Raw genomic sequence first — 14,793 nt, 5'->3', positions numbered from 1 at the left:
CAGAACCAGAGAACCCTTTTGATTTTGCCTTGGGAGGGTAGAGTAAATCACATTCTTCACTTTTCCATCTGGGCGAAGTGATCTTGTAGGAGTTTGTGGATGAAGCGATCTTCAACCGCCGATGCGCTGAAGGAACATACGATCGCTAGATGCTCAGGATTTATTCAATAGTAGGGAGAATATATTTCTTTATGAATTCTTCTGGTGTGAGGCATTCAAAGTCGCCTGTACTCAAGGCTAGCGCGCGAATCAACTTATGGTTTGAGGACACGAAGCATTGAGCTTGACCCGCTTTAGCACTTAAATAAACTCCTATATCTTCACGGGGAATGATGCCTAGCGATTCCAGTTCGATAAAATCTTGCGAGTTCAGTAGAACGTAGCGAACATTGAGATCTTGCCAAATGCGGGCGAGCAGTTCGCTTCCCCAATCTTTATTTTTTAAGCGTTTTGAAACTCGTGAGACTTGCTCGGTGAGTTCTTGAGAAATGATGACTTCTACAATTGATAATTGATTTTCGCCAAATCCTAACCAGTTCAAAGCTTGCGCTTCATAACTCTGTGGATCGAGCAGTCCAATAATATAAACGTTGGTGTCTAGAAATACACGATCGATCGCTTGAGTCATTGTGAAGATGCCTGGAATCGCTCTGCGGCAATCTCTTGTTTAATGTCTTGCACGAGGTTGATGATGTCGCTATGGGTGCTGTATTCTGCTTCGGTGAATGCTTGTTGAGCGTGCGATCGCAATTCATCGATCGACATTAAGCGTTGTTGACGATGAGCTTGGATGCTGACAAGCTGTTCAAACGCTTCAATGCTGAGTAGAACTGCTTTTTCTTGTCCGTTGGCAATGAGGGTGATAATTTCACTGGTTGCAGCCCGATCGACGAGTTCGCTGAGAGGGAGTTGTGTATCAATTTCGACTTTTGTATGGGTCATCACAGCAGTCCTATCTTTAGTGTTCATTCTACAACTTCATGTTGGCGAAGTGGTCTTGGAGGAGTTTGTGGATGAAGCGGTAGCGCAAGCTTCGCTACACGTAGTGTTCGCCGATGCGCTGGAGGAACATTCGATCGGTTGAGTAGTTGAGGAAGCGGGCGTAGTTCCAGGGGATGGCGCGGGTGCGGAAGAGGACGAAGCGGAGAGAGAAGTGCTGAATACATGGGTATCCACCAAAGTGAATGAAGGCTATCATCCCAAATGTTGAACCCATTCTGAGCATAGGCACTACGATCGCGTTTTAGTCGAGTGAGCGATCGAGCATTTCAACCGCCGTTTACTTGCGGAGCCATGCGATCAGAAGGACGATCGCCACCCCAACGCAAAACCAGAGAACCCAGTTAATTTGGCGCTGTGAGGCTGGGCGGGTTTGTGGTTTAGGCAAGTTACGTTCATACCAATCATCTCTGGGGGGAGCGTTACCGATCGTGGGAGTGGTCGGGAGAATGGGGGCTGATTGGCGTTGCTCAGTGGCAATAATATAGTTGAAGTTCCGAATGGCTTCATCGCACTGCTTAGCCATGTGATCAAGTTGCAACTCTGTGTAGATTTCACGAGCTTCCTCAAGTGTGGCAAGTGCTTCAAAGCGGCGAGGTTCACATTTGGCGAGTGCTTGCGCTTTGTTAAATAAGGAACGGGCTTCACCAATGCGAGCGCCAATGTCGCGCTTAATCTCTAGAGACTGTTGATAAAAGTCGATCGCTCGTTGATACTGTCCCAACCCACTGTAAACACTGCCCAAGTTGTTGAGGGAATCCGCTTCGCCGTCGCGGTCGCCAATGTCGCGCTTAATCTCTAGAGACTGTTGATGAAAGTCGATCGCCTGTTGATACTGTCCTAGCCCATCGTAGACACTGCCCAAGTTGTTGAGGGAAGCTGCTTCGCCGCGGCGGTCGCCAATATCGCGTTTGACCTCTAAGGACTGTTGATGAAAGTCGATCGCTCGTTGATACTGTCCTAGCCCATCGTAGGCATTACCAAAGTTGTTGAGGGAAGCTGCTTTGCCTCCGGAGAAGTTAATCCTATCGAAGAGGGCTTGAGCTTTTTCGTGAGCTTTGATCGCAGCTTGATACTGTTCCACATCATGATACAACCTTCCCAGTAGTGTCCATGCCCAGCCTAAGTTTCGTTGCTCTTCTACGTCGTCAGGATTTGTATCTGTCCAAGCTTGGGTAAGCCGATCGTAAATCGGCAGCAAATCACGATAGTATCCCCGTCGCTCTAAAAAGTTGACGCAGGTATCCATAACTTGATCGGCAAGCGCATATTCTCTCAGTTCACAGCGATGGTGAAAGATTTCGAGTTCTTCGGCACAGTCTGCGATCGTTGATTTCTCAGGTTTAATCTTTGACGTGAAATAGGCGATCGCTTTCTGATGCGATTCCTGATAACGATCGCTTTCTTTCAATGCCTGCTCAACCAGATTCCGCATCAACGGGTGCAGCGTCCACCGCTCCGACTCCTGCCGCAAAAATGCTCGATCGCTCAATGTCTGCAAATCTTCAACCCCCGCATCCGCCAGCATCGCCTGAGCCATCTCCAGCCCAAACGCATCTCGATACACCACAACACCAAGTAAGAGCGATCGCAGTCGTTCTGGCAACTCTGCAAACAGGACTGCAAAAATCTCCTCAACCTTCCCTTCCGAGTCGCCTTGATAGTGACAAAACAGCCGCTCAAAGAATTCCAAATCCCTCTCGCCTAGACAATCTTGCGCCGCTTGCCGTACCCAACTCGCCGCCAATCCCAACAACAACGGATGCCCACCCGCCAACCGCGTCCACCGCTCAAACCCCTGCTCTGCGATCGCGCGAATCCCCTGCCTCGCCAAAAATTCTGCCCCTTCTGCATCCGTCAACCCCAACAGCGGCAACTGTGCGATCGCATCCATTCCAAAGCTCGATCGTGTCGTCATGACTACCACACTCGATCGCCCCCGCTCTCGCCAAGTCTGCAAAAACAACTCAAACGAAGCTCGATCGTTCGCAGTCTGCACCGCTTCAAGCTGATCCAACACCAGCAAACACCGCTTCTCGGTCAGGCGATAAGTCAGTTGAATGATCAACTGCTCATCCGTCACCCGCGGATCGTCAATCAAAAACCCAATCTCCTGCAACACCCACCGCGCAAACTCATTAAACGTCGGTACTTTGCGGAAATTTAGCCACAACGATCGCTCAAACTCTCCTTTGATCTTGTGAAACAGCCAGGATGCAAGCAGCGATTTACCAAACCCACCCACCGCAACCAGTTCGATCAGCTTTGCCTGTGCCTGAATTCGCCGCAAGAGTTCCTGCTGCGGCTGCGATCGCTCAATCCATTCCTGCGGCTTATGTTCCGGTGGAATCGGATCAAGCCCAATCACAGAAACACGCTGTTGAGTTGTGATGCGATCGCCAAAATTGACAGTCCCAGCGTTGAGAGTGTCGATCGCATTTACCCGCGCATTCCCGTCAGCATCAATATCAAATCGCTTTTCCGTCATGGACGCTGATCGCCAAAATTAACCGTCGTTGCGTTCAGTTCGTTAATCGCGTTCACCCGCGCATTGTCTCGTGCATCCACATCAAACGTAACGTTACTTTGTTCTTGCTTGCCAATATTGATCACCTGCTGCGCCAACTGCTGTAGAGTCTGCGCGAACTGCGGATCTTCCATCTCGTCATCTAAATACACTTCAAGCTTCTTCAATGCTTCGGGCGATCGCTCCTCTTCAATCTTGACGATCGCAGCTTCCGCCTTCTGATTTCCTGCAAATCGCTTTTTAATCACTGAACGCAATTGCTCGATCGCGCCTCCGACCGCTTTCTTGGCGATCTCCCCCGCTCCAGATTTGACAAACTCATCAAAAGCCAGTTTTGCGATCGCTGCCCCAGTTAGAGCATCCATAGGTCACAGATAGTTAATTACACTCCCGTTGTAACTAATTCTTCCTGTCCTGTCTGCGAACTTCCGTAATATTGCAGAATTAATTGCAGTATTAGGCAATGTGCAACTTTCTGATCAACGTCCCCCTTTTGAAGAGGGATCTCTAGACTTTACCCAAAGAGAGCCGAGCCGTCTGAACAGGGGCGCAACCGGGCGTAGCGGTGAGGCGATCGGGAGAAAGCCCTACGAGCAGCAACGCTACGCCATCACCCATTAGACGCAAAAGGCGGACGCGCTGCAAGAGTGCTCAACACCGCAGTGAAGAAACTTCATCGAACTTATGGCTGTCTAATCTTGAACATAGTCCTGTCCGTTGAGCATTGCAATCTCGGCTCGGACAAATTCTCGACCCAAATAAGCCGCGTGATCGAGTCGAGTCACCAGACAGTCAGGCTTTTCAAAGAGTTCAATACAGAGTTCTTTAGCCGTTCTGCCCTTAAAAATGGTGGTGGCTTGACGCTCAACTTTTCCAGTACAAGGGAGCGGTTCCCCCGTTTCAGGATCGCAAGCCAACCCTTTGTTGTTAATGAAATTGGTGTAGTGTTTGGCGCAGATTAGTTGAGCCTCTCGATCGACGTAAATAATAAAGTATCCGTTTTCGTCGAGTTGGATAAACCGTTGAGAAAGCTTATCGTCTAAAGCCGTGGTGTCGGCAGTTGCTGAGTTTATCATTGACCGATTGAAACCGTAATTCTGGTGTTCTTCCTTACATTTTACGAGGCTTAAACCTCAAACTGAATGGTTTCTTGTTTGAATGGCAAATCTTGATTGATCGCGTCAATTTCTTGCTGCTCTAAATTGTTGACTTGATGAATATGCGATCGCAAGATCTGTGACAATCGACTGTTATAAAACCGATGCAGTGAATAGTTAGCAGATGCCGGAAAGCCTCGCCGCTTCTTGTGTCGTCCGCCCGCCCCAGGGTCAAATAGTTGAATGTCATTCTGAATCGCCCACTCGATCGGCGCATAATAACAGGCATCAAAGTGCAAACAATCAATTTCTTGAAGTGACCCCCAATAGCGACCATACAGCCGATCACCCTTCGTCAAACAAAACGACATGCCCACGGGATGCAAATCATCCACTTCGCTATAAGCCGCAAAGAAAACAACCCGCTCAGAGTAGCTGGAATGTAGCTGTTCAAAGAATTTTTTGGTCAGATATTTACTGCCCCACCAGCCAAATTTGTCGCAGGTATCACTGTAGAAGTTGTACATCAGCGGAAAGAGCGATCGCGGAATTTCTTCGCCTCTCAACGCTTTGAGATAAAGTCCCGCTGTACCGACGGCTTTGCGTTCTCGCTTGATGTTGCGACGCTGATTGGCATTAAAAGCTTTTAAGTAGTCATCAAAGGTTTGAAAGCCTTGATTTTGCCAGATGTAACCGTGGTGTAGCCAACTGCTGAAACCGTGTCGCTCCATCACCAGTCGCCATTCGGGGTCAACATACAAAAAGTTGCAGCCAGAAATTTGATTGTGATTGCAGAAGTGATCGATCGCATTCACCATGATCCCCGTCAGTTCATCTTCATCTTCTCCAGGGGCGATCAAAAAGCGGTAGCCTTCGGCAGGTGTGAAGGGAGACATTCCTAACAGCTTTGGATAGTATTCGATGCCCAAGCGAGCCGCGACATCCGCCCACTGGTGATCAAACACAAACTCACCGTAGCTGTGACCCTTAATGTAGAGCGGAGCCGCAGCAATGAGGGAGCGATCGCGCCACACCGTCAAATGATTGGGCAACCAACCCGATCGAGCCGTTGTGCTTCCCGAAGTCTCCATATTGTGTAGCCATGTCCATTCGAGAAACGGCGTTTTGAGCGGCATGGCCAGCGCATCCCACTCTGCTTGGGGAATTTCACCAATTTTGTTAATCCAGGCAACCGAAAATCGAGGCTTGAGTTGTTCGACCATAGCCAGAGTTGGACACATCACAGACTCTAATGTAAACGAATCTTTAGAAGAAAGAGAGGAACTGGGGATGAGGGATGAGGGTTAGTGCTTGACTTTGTAGTGGAGAAAAACTTCCTGGTTGATCGACCGCACGTTCAGCAGTTCTAATTGGGGTGCGATCGCGGCCAAAAATCCGGTTCCGGCGACGGGGGTTGGGGATTGGGTGCCTCCCAAGATTAAGGGGCAGACGGTCAGGTGAAGTTCGTTGATCAGGTTGGCGGCAAATAGGGCCCCGACGAGATCTCCACCGCCCAAAATGGCGAGACGCTGTAATCCCAGATCAAACAAGTGAGCGAAGGCAGTCGTCCAATCAATTTCAGAATCGCCGACTCCTTGCGGGTCACTCGAAGAGATCGCCAGTATTTGCTCAAATCCAGCTTGCTCACCCCAACGCCTTTTTCCGGTCTCGGTCGTCAACAACCAATGGGGCACTGGCTGAGAAAAAAATCGGCAGGTGGGATCAAGATTGACCGATCGCGAACACACAATCTGTACAGGCTGCGGAGGCTTTCCTAGATGCTGACGATGCGCCAACAGGTCAAGCTGGGAAACCTTGAGTGTCGTGCCATAGGCGCGGAGCGTTCCGGCTCCAAACAAAACGGCATCGACCTGGGCAATCTGCTGTTCGAGGTGTACTTTGTCGATCGCTGACCCAAATCGGGCCGGAGCGCGACTGACATCCGCAATTTTACCGTCGGCACTCATGGCCAAAATGACGCTGGCATGGGGCAAACCAGCACGATCGCGCGGCAGCGGTTTTAAGGAACGGTCAGACATTAATTTGCTCAAGAAAGACAATTTGGTCACGTTTCACGGATTTTGCAAAGCAGAGGTGAACTTATAAGCGTAAGTCGTTAAAATCCCAATCAGAGATGGCTTTCTAGCGTAATTTTTTGTAAACTCATCTCAACAGGTGATTCCTTAAGATTTGGCTTGATCGCTGCACCCTTTCCTCAATTCTGGAATATCTTGTTTCTAAATCTTTTTGATCTGCCTTGCTCTGTGAACGGCAATTTATTAGCGCTTAGTTCTCCAACAGTGTGCAGACTACTTATCAAGTTGTGACTGTTTGGTCGTGGTCAGGTTAAAAGCTTCTATGGCTAAGGCACGTCAATCTTCTTTTCGCCGCATCCTGCTGTCGCGACTTCTACTTTTGAGCATTCCGGTGCTGCTGACGGGTGAAATTGTCGCTTATCGTAAAGCGCGATCGGGCTTGCTAGAGACGGCCCGCTACAATCTGGCCGAAAACGCCGCCCGCAAAGGAGGAAATCTGGCAACGACGATCGCCGCCCTTCGCGCCAATTTGACCACGGCGACTCAGGCTTCTGTTTTGCAGTCCGGCTCTCCGACCAAAATTCAGCGCTTTTTAGAACAGTTGCAGAAGACTTCAGCGATCGCCACTCACTGCATTCAATTAACCAATCTGCAAACTCAAAAAATAGAAGCCAGCACCTGTGGAAGCCAACCCATTTTTCGAGCTTCTACAGCCTGGACTGATCCGCAAACGGAGGCGCAGTCGGTTCAGTTGGCGCTGACACAACCGTTAAAGAACTCGATCGACAACAATCAGCTTAATCTTTTGTTGAGCGCTCCGGTTTATGCCGAAAAATCTGGTGAAACCGTCCAACTCCGGTACGCGCTGACGATGCAGACAGCCCTTTATCAGCAGGAACCTGCTCCCGGACGGATGGCAGGTCACACGGTGGTTATTGAGCAAGATGGGCAGATTTTGGCTCACCCGATCGCCGAGCGCGTGGGCCGCAACATTCGAGAAGAGGCGGATGCGGATCGACTTCAAAGTCTGGTCAGAGGTGCGATCTCTTCGAGTTACCCGCAAGGGGTCGCGGGCAATCAAGATTCACTCCACCTGTTCTCGTTTGAGAAAGATGGGGCCGAGTGGCTGGCGGGCTACAGTCCCGTGAAAATTGCGATTAGCGGCTCAGAAACGCGCACCTGGGTTGTTTTGGCAGCGACTCCTCTCGACAAAGCGCTCTATAGTCTAGAAGGCATTCAGCAGGTTCTCTTAATTCTCACGGCTGGACTGCTGATGGCGATTTTGTTGGCGACGCTGTATCTCTCGCGAGAGTTGGCTTTGCCCATCGAACAACTCAGCGACTATGCCCTGCGGATTCGTCAGCGCTACTCGGTCGATCGCACCCCAAAAAACTTCAAAGTCAGAGAACTCAACCATCTGGCCGAAGCTTTAGACAACATGGTCGAGCGCCTCGAAGAACGGGCAGAAGAATTAGAATCGGCCTGGCAAGAAGCTCAAGCAGCCAATCAGCTAAAAAGTGAATTTTTGGCCACCACGTCCCACGAGTTACGCACGCCTCTGAATGCAATTATTGGCTGTGTGCGACTGATTCGAGATGGGTGCTGCGACGATCGTGAAGAAGAATTAGAATTTCTGCAACAGGCGGACGATGCTGCGCTACACCTGCTAAAAATCATCAACGATCTGCTAGACATCGCCAAAATCGAAGCAGGCAAAGTCGAACTCAATTTGCAGCCGATCCAGATTCAAGAACTCTGTCGCCAATGTTTAAAAATGGTGCAGCCAGGGGCAGAGATGAAGCGACTGAAGCTGTCTATCGAGTCCGATCACCGCATGGATAGCGTGCTTTTAGACGAACGGCGAGTCCGGCAAATGGTGATCAATCTGCTCTCAAACGCGGTCAAATTTACCCCCGAAGGCGGCCAGGTAAAACTGGCGATCGGACTCGGCTTTGGGCACCAGTTAGCGCAAGACACTCGCCCCGATCACAGTCCTGTCAATCCCCATACGTCCTATTTGCGGCTCGAAGTTCAGGATTCTGGCATTGGTATTCCTCAAGATCGCTGGCACCTGCTGTTTCGTCCTTTTCAGCAGATCGACTCATCACTGACGCGCAAGCACGAAGGCACAGGTCTAGGACTCGCCCTCACCAAACGCCTCGCCGAACTGCACGGCGGCACCCTTTCATTTCAGTCTGCACCCAACAAAGGCAGCACGTTTCGCATCTGGCTTCCCCTACTCGAATCCAATCCCTCAACCGACCTTTCTGATCGACAAGTGGATGAGGTGAGCGATCGCTTGAGCATCCCCAACGGGTAAATGAACTTGAACCAGAAGCCTAACCGCAGCGATCGCCACTCCCCTCCACATTGTCGTCACCACAGCCGCAACCTTCCGCACAAATTATGTACCCAGGGTGGTTTCATACAAGAAAAAAATAGTAGGGAGTCTTTACGATGTCACGCGCACAACGCACCTCTCGAATTCTGGAAAAAGCTCAAATCCGCGCCCTAAAACTTAAAGCGATCGACCCCACAATGGACTTTGGACGCAATCGCGACATCGACACCCTGACCGATCAAATCGAACAACTCCAAGCCAAACTCAACCACTACAACACCACGATCGCTCTACTCGATGCCTCCAAACTCGAAATTGACGACCTGGAGAAAACACTGGGAGACCTGATCGACCAGATGCTAAACGGAGTCTCAGCCAAATACGGCAACGACAGCCGCGAATATGAAATCTATCCATTACGCAAAAGTGTGTAGAAGGATTGCTGTGAAGGAGATGTGGGGTTTATTTGTGTCAGACTGAGAAAACTACTACTCACTGTGAGGAAAAACCGACGCGGGATTGGGTGAGCTAAGAGATCGATCCCTGTCTGCGTTCTACCGACTTCTGCCTAATGGATAGAGAATTGATAGGGGAGTTGAACTAAACAAAACAACGGAGAGGGAGGGATTTGAACCCTCGGAACCTTTCGGTTCATCCGATTTCAAGTCGGACGCGATCGACCACTCTGCCACCTCTCCAGCAGACCGACTCTATCTTACCGCAGGCGAGTGATTTGGAGTAGGGGGCAGAAATAATTGTTCGTTGAGTAGAGAAGTGGTGGCCTCGACGATCGCTTCGGGGGTGACTTGACGCAGACAATCGTGATGACCTTCGGGACAACTGCTTTTGTAGCAATACTTGCAGGGCACATCGTGAAACAGCAACCGATGGGGAACCTGCCAGGGCGTATGTTGCGGATTGGTCAAAGCATAGAGGTCAACAACTGGAGTGCCCACCGCAGCGGCAATGTGAACGGGGCCGGTGTTGTTAGAAACTAGAATCGGCGCGATCGCAATCAAAGCCGCCAGTTCCCCCAAAGTGAGGCGAGTGAGAGAATGAGACGGCGCACGCATCATCGATTGAATATTCGCAATTAGTTCGGCTTCCCAATCGCTGCCAGTGAAAATAATTTGATAACCCAGTTGTGAAAGTTGATCGGCAACGGCGGCGAATCCTTCGGGAGAATAGCGGCGAGACGCGGCCGTAGCACCAGGATGAACGACGACCCAAGAGCGATCGATTTGTAAATTTAATGTTTCCAACGTCTTGAGAACAGCAGCGCGATCACTTTCTACAACGCTTAACGACAGACGTTCATCTAAAGTTTGACAACCGATTTGAGAGACGAGATCTAACTGACGGCGCACTTCATGACGAATGCCGAAATCGGGTTCGGGGTCTTTGATCCAGTCGGTCAGAAGTTGGTAGGGGTTTTCGTGACAGTGCGCCAGTCGTAAGGGAATGTCTGCCATGTAGCTTAAGAAAGCAGACGGCAAAGGATTTTGACTGTAAACGGTAAAAATTACTGCTCCATCAAATTTGAGCGATCGCAACTGTTCAATCATTTCAAATTCTGGCTGACTACTCGTGCGTGGAGCCGTCGCTTTGAGCCAGGGAGAATCGTACACAATCCATTCGTCTAAGTCTGGAATAAAGGGAGCGATCGCCGCGCCAGCCGAGGAAGTGAGCAACGTGAGCCGCCGTCCGGGAACCGATTCCTTAAGCGCTTTGAGAGCAGGAGTCGTCATCAAAACATCGCCGATCGTATCCAACCGAATGCAGAGCAGATTTTTGGCGTGGCTCCAGGAATGGTTCATAACAGGGATCAATCAATGTGAACGCGGTCAATTTAACGTGAATTCGATCAATTCGATCAATTGATTTACTACAGTTATAAATTCGGGAACGCCCCTTGTATCTTAAGAGTGTGGCAGGGTGGTTTCACTGTCGGCAGAGGAATCGTGAAAGGCTGATTACCTTGTCTCAAGTTGAGCAATATCTGGTGAAGCTCAAACGAGCTTTCAGTACTTTCGGCTTTTCTCCTTGGACAATGAGACCCCTGCCATTCTAGGGACTTTGAGATCAAAAAATTCTGGAATTCAAAACGGGTTTGAGCTTCAAAGTCCCCCAAATTTGAGGGATTTAGGGGGCTGCAACCCATTGAAACGAAGCCAAAATCAACTGACCAAGCACATTTAGAGAATCTCAGGTTGATAAACTCGCGTTCCTTGGGGTTGTAATCAGTGTTGTGATCAGCTTTTGAAAACTGACCCCTTGGATCTCAAAGAGGTTGCGCTTCATTCCTCAAAACGGTTCCCCCCGATCGCTGACCTCGATACAATAAGGACAAACCTGTGGACAGAAGCCGACCATGACTGCCCCTTCGGAACTCGAAACCGCAACGCCGCTAGACATCACGCCCACGGATGGCACTTCTAATGAGTTGAGCCATTCATCGGATGAGCCTGAGACAATTGCCCCAGATGACGTGATCGAAGATGTGGAAATGTCGCTCTTTGATCATCTAGAAGAACTGCGGCAGCGCATCTTTTATTCTCTGATTGCGATCGCTGTTTTCGTAATTGGCTGTTTTGCGTTTGTCAAACCGATCGTGCAGTTGCTTGAAGTTCCCGCGCAGGGGGTGAAGTTTCTTCAGCTTGCGCCGGGAGAATACTTTTTTGTCTCGATTAAAGTAGCAGGTTACACCGGATTGGTTTTGTCGGCTCCGTTCATTTTGTATCAGGTTGTCGCCTTTGTCTTGCCCGGTTTGACGCGAAAAGAAAAGCGATTTTTGGCTCCCGTTGTTTTTGGTTCCAGCATTTTATTTGTGGGCGGACTGGCGTTTGCTTATGTTGCTTTGATTCCCGCCGCGCTGAACTTTTTTATTACTTACGGTGCCGATGTCGTTGAACAAGCTTGGTCAATCGATCGCTATTTCGAGTTTGTTCTCTTATTAATGTTCAGCACTGGACTGGCGTTTCAAATTCCCGTTGTCCAGGCGCTTTTAGGATTTTTGGGCATCGTCTCCTCTGAGAAAATGCTGTCAGGCTGGAAGTACGTCTTACTCGGTGCCGCAATTTTGGGCGCTGTGATCACGCCTTCCACCGATCCGCTGACACAAAGTTTGTTAGGCGGAGCCGTTCTCGTCCTCTACTTTGGCGGAGTCGGCATTGTCAAACTGTTGGGTAAATAGTCAAATTCCCCCAGATTGGGGGATCTAGGGGGCGAAAGTCACAACCGTAATGGAAAAATTCGTCGATGCGTTAAGCGCCGACTTCTGAACCTGATTCTGAAATTGCGCCTTCGGCCGCTAACTTTTCTTTAGCCAATCGACGCTTGCGCGCATAAAGCTGAATGAAGGCTGCCATTGCGATCGTCATCCCAAAAATTAACCAGGCTGTGGCATCCGTCGGCACGTCGTTCTTGAAGATGGCCAACATCACAATGATCACAAACAGCACGGTGGGAAATTCGTTAAACCAGCGAAACTGTTGACCTGTCATGTTACAGGTGTCTGCTGCCAGCTTTTTCATGATTCTCAGACAAAGGTGATCGTAAACCAGCAGTGCTGCCACGAGCGCAAGTTTAATGTGAAGCCACGGTTGTTTGAGAACGTCAGGTTCGGTATAGACCAGCCCGATCGCCATGACGATCGTCAAGATCAGCGCCGGAGTCATGATGATCCGATAGAGGCGCTTCTCCATAATTTGGTACTGGTTTTTGAGAATGCTACGGGCGGGTTCGGGTTGCTCGTTGGCTTCTGCATGATAGACAAACAAGCGAGGCAGATAAAACAAACCAGCAAACCAGCAAACAATCCCAACAATATGAAACGCCTTGAACCAGAGATAAGCCATGAATTAATTCCTTTGCAATTTGGAAAGAATTTAAACCGTCTACCAATCTCCATTTTCAATCATTCAGGGGCATGATGTTCGAGGTGCTTAACAATCTAAAATTCAAGGTATTTAATAGCAGAAAAATGTGCAGCACAAATTGGAGAAAGGCTGTGGAAAACTTTAATGCTTTAACAAGATTGGTCACCCAAATCAGGTTAAAAGAATTTTAGGCCGCGATCGCTTCAAGTTACCCGCAAAGGGTCGCCAGAAGGCTGCGTTGTACTACTTTCAGCCGATTTTGACAGGTTAAATTAAGGCGTATCGATCGTTCAACTTGTCAATCCCACAAAGCACGCTAACTTTCTTCTACTCCAACCTAACTTAACGAGAGAATCAACGTTTCAGCTTTTCTACTTTGAAAAATTAAGATGATGGCTCTGGTTTCTCAAGAAATCTCAACCTTCAGATTTAACCTGTGGAAAACTCGCCTAAAACTGTGGAAAACTTTTGAACGATCGCCAAAACTCTGCTTAACCGTTCACCGAATTTTTCGATCGTCCCAGCCAAGTTTGAATGCCTAACCCAAACAATCCCAGCGCCGCCAATCCAAAAACTCCCGTCCCCAGAGCGCTCATTCCTACAACCAGCGTTCTCACCGCAACGGCAATATTCGCAGTCGCCACCGTGTGATATTGAATAGGCTTGCTGGCAAAGGAGAGGGCGATCGAGCTAGTCATGTTGTAAAACACAAAAGCCATTCCGCCTGCAACGATCGATCCTGCAATACAGCGCAAAGGACTGGGAGGCGCGACGACTTCGGGTGAGGGAGTTGGGTCAGACATACATTTAGGTTTCTTGTGAGTTTCTCGAACAACTAGTGGTTGGATAAGCGAACACCGGATGGACAGAATTTTGTCACCCATAAGTCTAAATCAGGATCTGCGATCGCAGATCGCATCTCATTTTTCACTCGTTCTGCCTGCTCAACTGACTCAACTAAAGCAAAGACAGTAGAGCCAGAGCCAGACATCATCGTACCGAGAACATTCAAGCTTTGAAAGCGATCGCGCAATGCCTGGACTTGTGGATATTCGGGTAAGACAACTTTTTCGAGATCATTGTGCAGCAGTTTGGCGATTTGGGTTTGGTCTTGCTGAGCGATCGCCGCCAGCATTCCTCCCGCGTTTTGTTTTCGCACTTCGAGATCACCCGAACTTTTGGGATAAGTTGCGCCAAACCGTTGACGATAGGTTTTATAAGCCCACGGAGTTGAGACGGGCAGATTTCGATACTTGGCTAACACGACGTATATATGGTTGAGGTCTGGGAGCGGGTCAATTTTTTCGCCTCGTCCGGTTGCCAGCGCCGTTCCTCCCGTAATGCAGAAGGGAATATCAGACCCCAACGTTGCGCCCAAGTCTTGCAATTCTGATTGAGTCAGTCCCAAACTCCACATCAGATCGAGACCGACGATCACCGCCGCCGCATTCGCCGAACCGCCCGCTAACCCTGCCCCGATCGGAATGCGCTTTTGAATGGTGATCTCAACGCCGCCATATTTTGAGAAGGAATCTGGAAACTCTTGCTGCATCAGGGCGGCCGCTTTGTAAGCCAGATTGGTCTGATCTTGGGGCACTTCTGGATTGTCGCAGTGAAGCTGGATTTGATCCGTCCCGATCGCTCTCACCGTCACCAAATCTGCCAGCTCAATACTTTGCAGCACCATCACCAGTTCGTGAAAGCCGTCGAAGAGATCGCCCACAATCTGCAAGTAAAGATTAATTTTGGCGGGAGCAATCAGGGAATAAGAACGCATATACTATTTAGAGCCACTTTAGAGTAACGCCTTTCGCAACCCTGATCATAAGTTAAGCAGGCAACGGAAGCTGAAGTGTGATGTTTCTTAGTGGTTACGATCAGTTCTAGAAGACAAATTGCTGAAAGACGTTAGGAG

Annotated in this window: 16 protein-coding genes and 1 tRNA gene; 4 read left to right on the top strand and 13 right to left on the bottom strand. The window is 49.4% G+C overall.

Annotated features, from left to right (window positions below):
* Nucleotides 1-160: 160 nt before the first annotated feature.
* Together ACKFKF_RS06250 and ACKFKF_RS06245 are read right to left on the bottom strand one after the other, a co-directional pair.
* Entirely contained in the window at nt 161-628 is a 468-nt protein-coding gene (locus tag ACKFKF_RS06250; protein ID WP_446866887.1) for a hypothetical protein, read from the bottom strand.
* On the bottom strand, nt 625-942 hold the full coding sequence (locus ACKFKF_RS06245; RefSeq protein ID WP_446866886.1) for a hypothetical protein: 318 nt from the start codon (nt 940-942) through the stop codon (nt 625-627). Before ACKFKF_RS06245 ends, ACKFKF_RS06250 begins: the two co-directional genes overlap by 4 nt.
* Nucleotides 943-961: 19 nt before the next feature.
* Between ACKFKF_RS06245 and ACKFKF_RS06240 the strand changes: the two genes are divergently transcribed.
* Complete coding sequence (locus tag ACKFKF_RS06240; RefSeq protein WP_446866885.1) at nt 962-1,084, top strand: hypothetical protein; 123 nt, start codon at nt 962-964, stop codon at nt 1,082-1,084.
* Between the two features lie 195 nt (nt 1,085-1,279).
* Here the strand turns inward: ACKFKF_RS06240 and ACKFKF_RS06235 are convergent, their stop codons facing one another.
* The 6 genes from ACKFKF_RS06235 to ACKFKF_RS06210 form a co-directional block, all read right to left on the bottom strand.
* Complete coding sequence (locus tag ACKFKF_RS06235) at nt 1,280-3,487, bottom strand: tetratricopeptide repeat protein (protein ID WP_446866884.1); 2,208 nt, start codon at nt 3,485-3,487, stop codon at nt 1,280-1,282.
* The gene (locus tag ACKFKF_RS06230; protein WP_446866883.1) at nt 3,484-3,891 is read right to left on the bottom strand and encodes a hypothetical protein; all 408 of its coding nucleotides are present in this window, start codon (nt 3,889-3,891) and stop codon (nt 3,484-3,486) included. Before ACKFKF_RS06230 ends, ACKFKF_RS06235 begins: the two co-directional genes overlap by 4 nt.
* A 142-nt stretch (nt 3,892-4,033) precedes the next feature.
* Nucleotides 4,034-4,171 carry a hypothetical protein gene (locus tag ACKFKF_RS06225; RefSeq protein WP_446866882.1) on the bottom strand — a complete coding sequence of 46 codons (138 nt, stop codon included), beginning with the start codon at nt 4,169-4,171 and terminating at the stop codon, nt 4,034-4,036.
* Between the two features lie 47 nt (nt 4,172-4,218).
* Complete coding sequence (locus ACKFKF_RS06220) at nt 4,219-4,602, bottom strand: DUF4346 domain-containing protein (protein ID WP_446856282.1); 384 nt, start codon at nt 4,600-4,602, stop codon at nt 4,219-4,221.
* 50 nt (nt 4,603-4,652) lie between these two features.
* A complete protein-coding gene (locus tag ACKFKF_RS06215; protein WP_446866881.1) occupies nt 4,653-5,864 on the bottom strand; it encodes a GNAT family N-acetyltransferase in 1,212 nt (403 codons plus the stop codon).
* Between the two features lie 63 nt (nt 5,865-5,927).
* On the bottom strand, nt 5,928-6,662 hold the full coding sequence (locus ACKFKF_RS06210) for a RibD family protein (protein ID WP_446866880.1): 735 nt from the start codon (nt 6,660-6,662) through the stop codon (nt 5,928-5,930).
* Nucleotides 6,663-6,981: 319 nt separating this feature from the next.
* On the opposite strand from ACKFKF_RS06210, the gene ACKFKF_RS06205 reads away from it, so the two are divergent.
* Nucleotides 6,982-8,979: an ATP-binding protein gene (locus ACKFKF_RS06205; RefSeq protein ID WP_446866879.1), complete on the top strand. Its 1,998-nt coding sequence runs from the start codon at nt 6,982-6,984 to the stop codon at nt 8,977-8,979.
* A 137-nt stretch (nt 8,980-9,116) separates the two neighbouring features.
* Nucleotides 9,117-9,434 carry a hypothetical protein gene (locus ACKFKF_RS06200; RefSeq protein WP_446866878.1) on the top strand — a complete coding sequence of 106 codons (318 nt, stop codon included), beginning with the start codon at nt 9,117-9,119 and terminating at the stop codon, nt 9,432-9,434.
* A 179-nt stretch (nt 9,435-9,613) separates the two neighbouring features.
* On the opposite strand, the gene ACKFKF_RS06195 is transcribed toward ACKFKF_RS06200, so the two are convergent.
* Together ACKFKF_RS06195 and waaF are read right to left on the bottom strand one after the other, a co-directional pair.
* Nucleotides 9,614-9,698: transfer RNA gene (locus ACKFKF_RS06195), tRNA-Ser, on the bottom strand.
* 12 nt (nt 9,699-9,710) lie between these two features.
* Nucleotides 9,711-10,817 (bottom strand): lipopolysaccharide heptosyltransferase II, encoded by a 1,107-nt coding sequence (gene waaF, locus ACKFKF_RS06190; RefSeq protein ID WP_446866877.1) that lies wholly within the window; start codon nt 10,815-10,817, stop codon nt 9,711-9,713.
* Nucleotides 10,818-11,371: 554 nt separating this feature from the next.
* On the opposite strand from waaF, the gene tatC reads away from it, so the two are divergent.
* A complete protein-coding gene (gene tatC, locus ACKFKF_RS06185) occupies nt 11,372-12,193 on the top strand; it encodes a twin-arginine translocase subunit TatC (protein ID WP_446856287.1) in 822 nt (273 codons plus the stop codon).
* A gap of 70 nt (nt 12,194-12,263) precedes the next feature.
* On the opposite strand, the gene hemJ is transcribed toward tatC, so the two are convergent.
* The 3 genes from hemJ to ispE form a co-directional block, all read right to left on the bottom strand.
* On the bottom strand, nt 12,264-12,857 hold the full coding sequence (gene hemJ / locus ACKFKF_RS06180; protein WP_446866876.1) for a protoporphyrinogen oxidase HemJ: 594 nt from the start codon (nt 12,855-12,857) through the stop codon (nt 12,264-12,266).
* 512 nt (nt 12,858-13,369) lie between these two features.
* Nucleotides 13,370-13,681, bottom strand: coding sequence for a DUF3082 domain-containing protein (locus ACKFKF_RS06175; protein ID WP_446866875.1), 312 nt, complete (start codon nt 13,679-13,681; stop codon nt 13,370-13,372).
* Between the two features lie 32 nt (nt 13,682-13,713).
* Nucleotides 13,714-14,655: a 4-(cytidine 5'-diphospho)-2-C-methyl-D-erythritol kinase gene (ispE, locus tag ACKFKF_RS06170; protein WP_446866874.1), complete on the bottom strand. Its 942-nt coding sequence runs from the start codon at nt 14,653-14,655 to the stop codon at nt 13,714-13,716.
* Between the last annotated feature and the right edge of the window lie 138 nt (nt 14,656-14,793).

Source organism: Phormidesmis sp. 146-12, assembly GCF_052939495.1.
The sequence above is the reverse complement of the archived record's forward strand: the minus strand, read 5'-3'. Positions and strand labels throughout refer to the sequence as shown.

Coding starts and splice junctions, on each gene's coding strand:
- ACKFKF_RS06250 (WP_446866887.1), bottom strand. CDS start 628: ATGACTCAAGCGATCGATCGTGTATTTCTAGACACCAACGTTTATATT.
- ACKFKF_RS06245 (WP_446866886.1), bottom strand. CDS start 942: ATGACCCATACAAAAGTCGAAATTGATACACAACTCCCTCTCAGCGAA.
- ACKFKF_RS06235 (WP_446866884.1), bottom strand. CDS start 3,487: ATGACGGAAAAGCGATTTGATATTGATGCTGACGGGAATGCGCGGGTA.
- ACKFKF_RS06230 (WP_446866883.1), bottom strand. CDS start 3,891: ATGGATGCTCTAACTGGGGCAGCGATCGCAAAACTGGCTTTTGATGAG.
- ACKFKF_RS06220 (WP_446856282.1), bottom strand. CDS start 4,602: ATGATAAACTCAGCAACTGCCGACACCACGGCTTTAGACGATAAGCTT.
- ACKFKF_RS06215 (WP_446866881.1), bottom strand. CDS start 5,864: ATGTGTCCAACTCTGGCTATGGTCGAACAACTCAAGCCTCGATTTTCG.
- ACKFKF_RS06210 (WP_446866880.1), bottom strand. CDS start 6,662: ATGTCTGACCGTTCCTTAAAACCGCTGCCGCGCGATCGTGCTGGTTTG.
- ACKFKF_RS06205 (WP_446866879.1), top strand. CDS start 6,982: ATGGCTAAGGCACGTCAATCTTCTTTTCGCCGCATCCTGCTGTCGCGA.
- ACKFKF_RS06200 (WP_446866878.1), top strand. CDS start 9,117: ATGTCACGCGCACAACGCACCTCTCGAATTCTGGAAAAAGCTCAAATC.
- waaF (WP_446866877.1), bottom strand. CDS start 10,817: ATGAACCATTCCTGGAGCCACGCCAAAAATCTGCTCTGCATTCGGTTG.
- tatC (WP_446856287.1), top strand. CDS start 11,372: ATGACTGCCCCTTCGGAACTCGAAACCGCAACGCCGCTAGACATCACG.
- hemJ (WP_446866876.1), bottom strand. CDS start 12,857: ATGGCTTATCTCTGGTTCAAGGCGTTTCATATTGTTGGGATTGTTTGC.
- ACKFKF_RS06175 (WP_446866875.1), bottom strand. CDS start 13,681: ATGTCTGACCCAACTCCCTCACCCGAAGTCGTCGCGCCTCCCAGTCCT.
- ispE (WP_446866874.1), bottom strand. CDS start 14,655: ATGCGTTCTTATTCCCTGATTGCTCCCGCCAAAATTAATCTTTACTTG.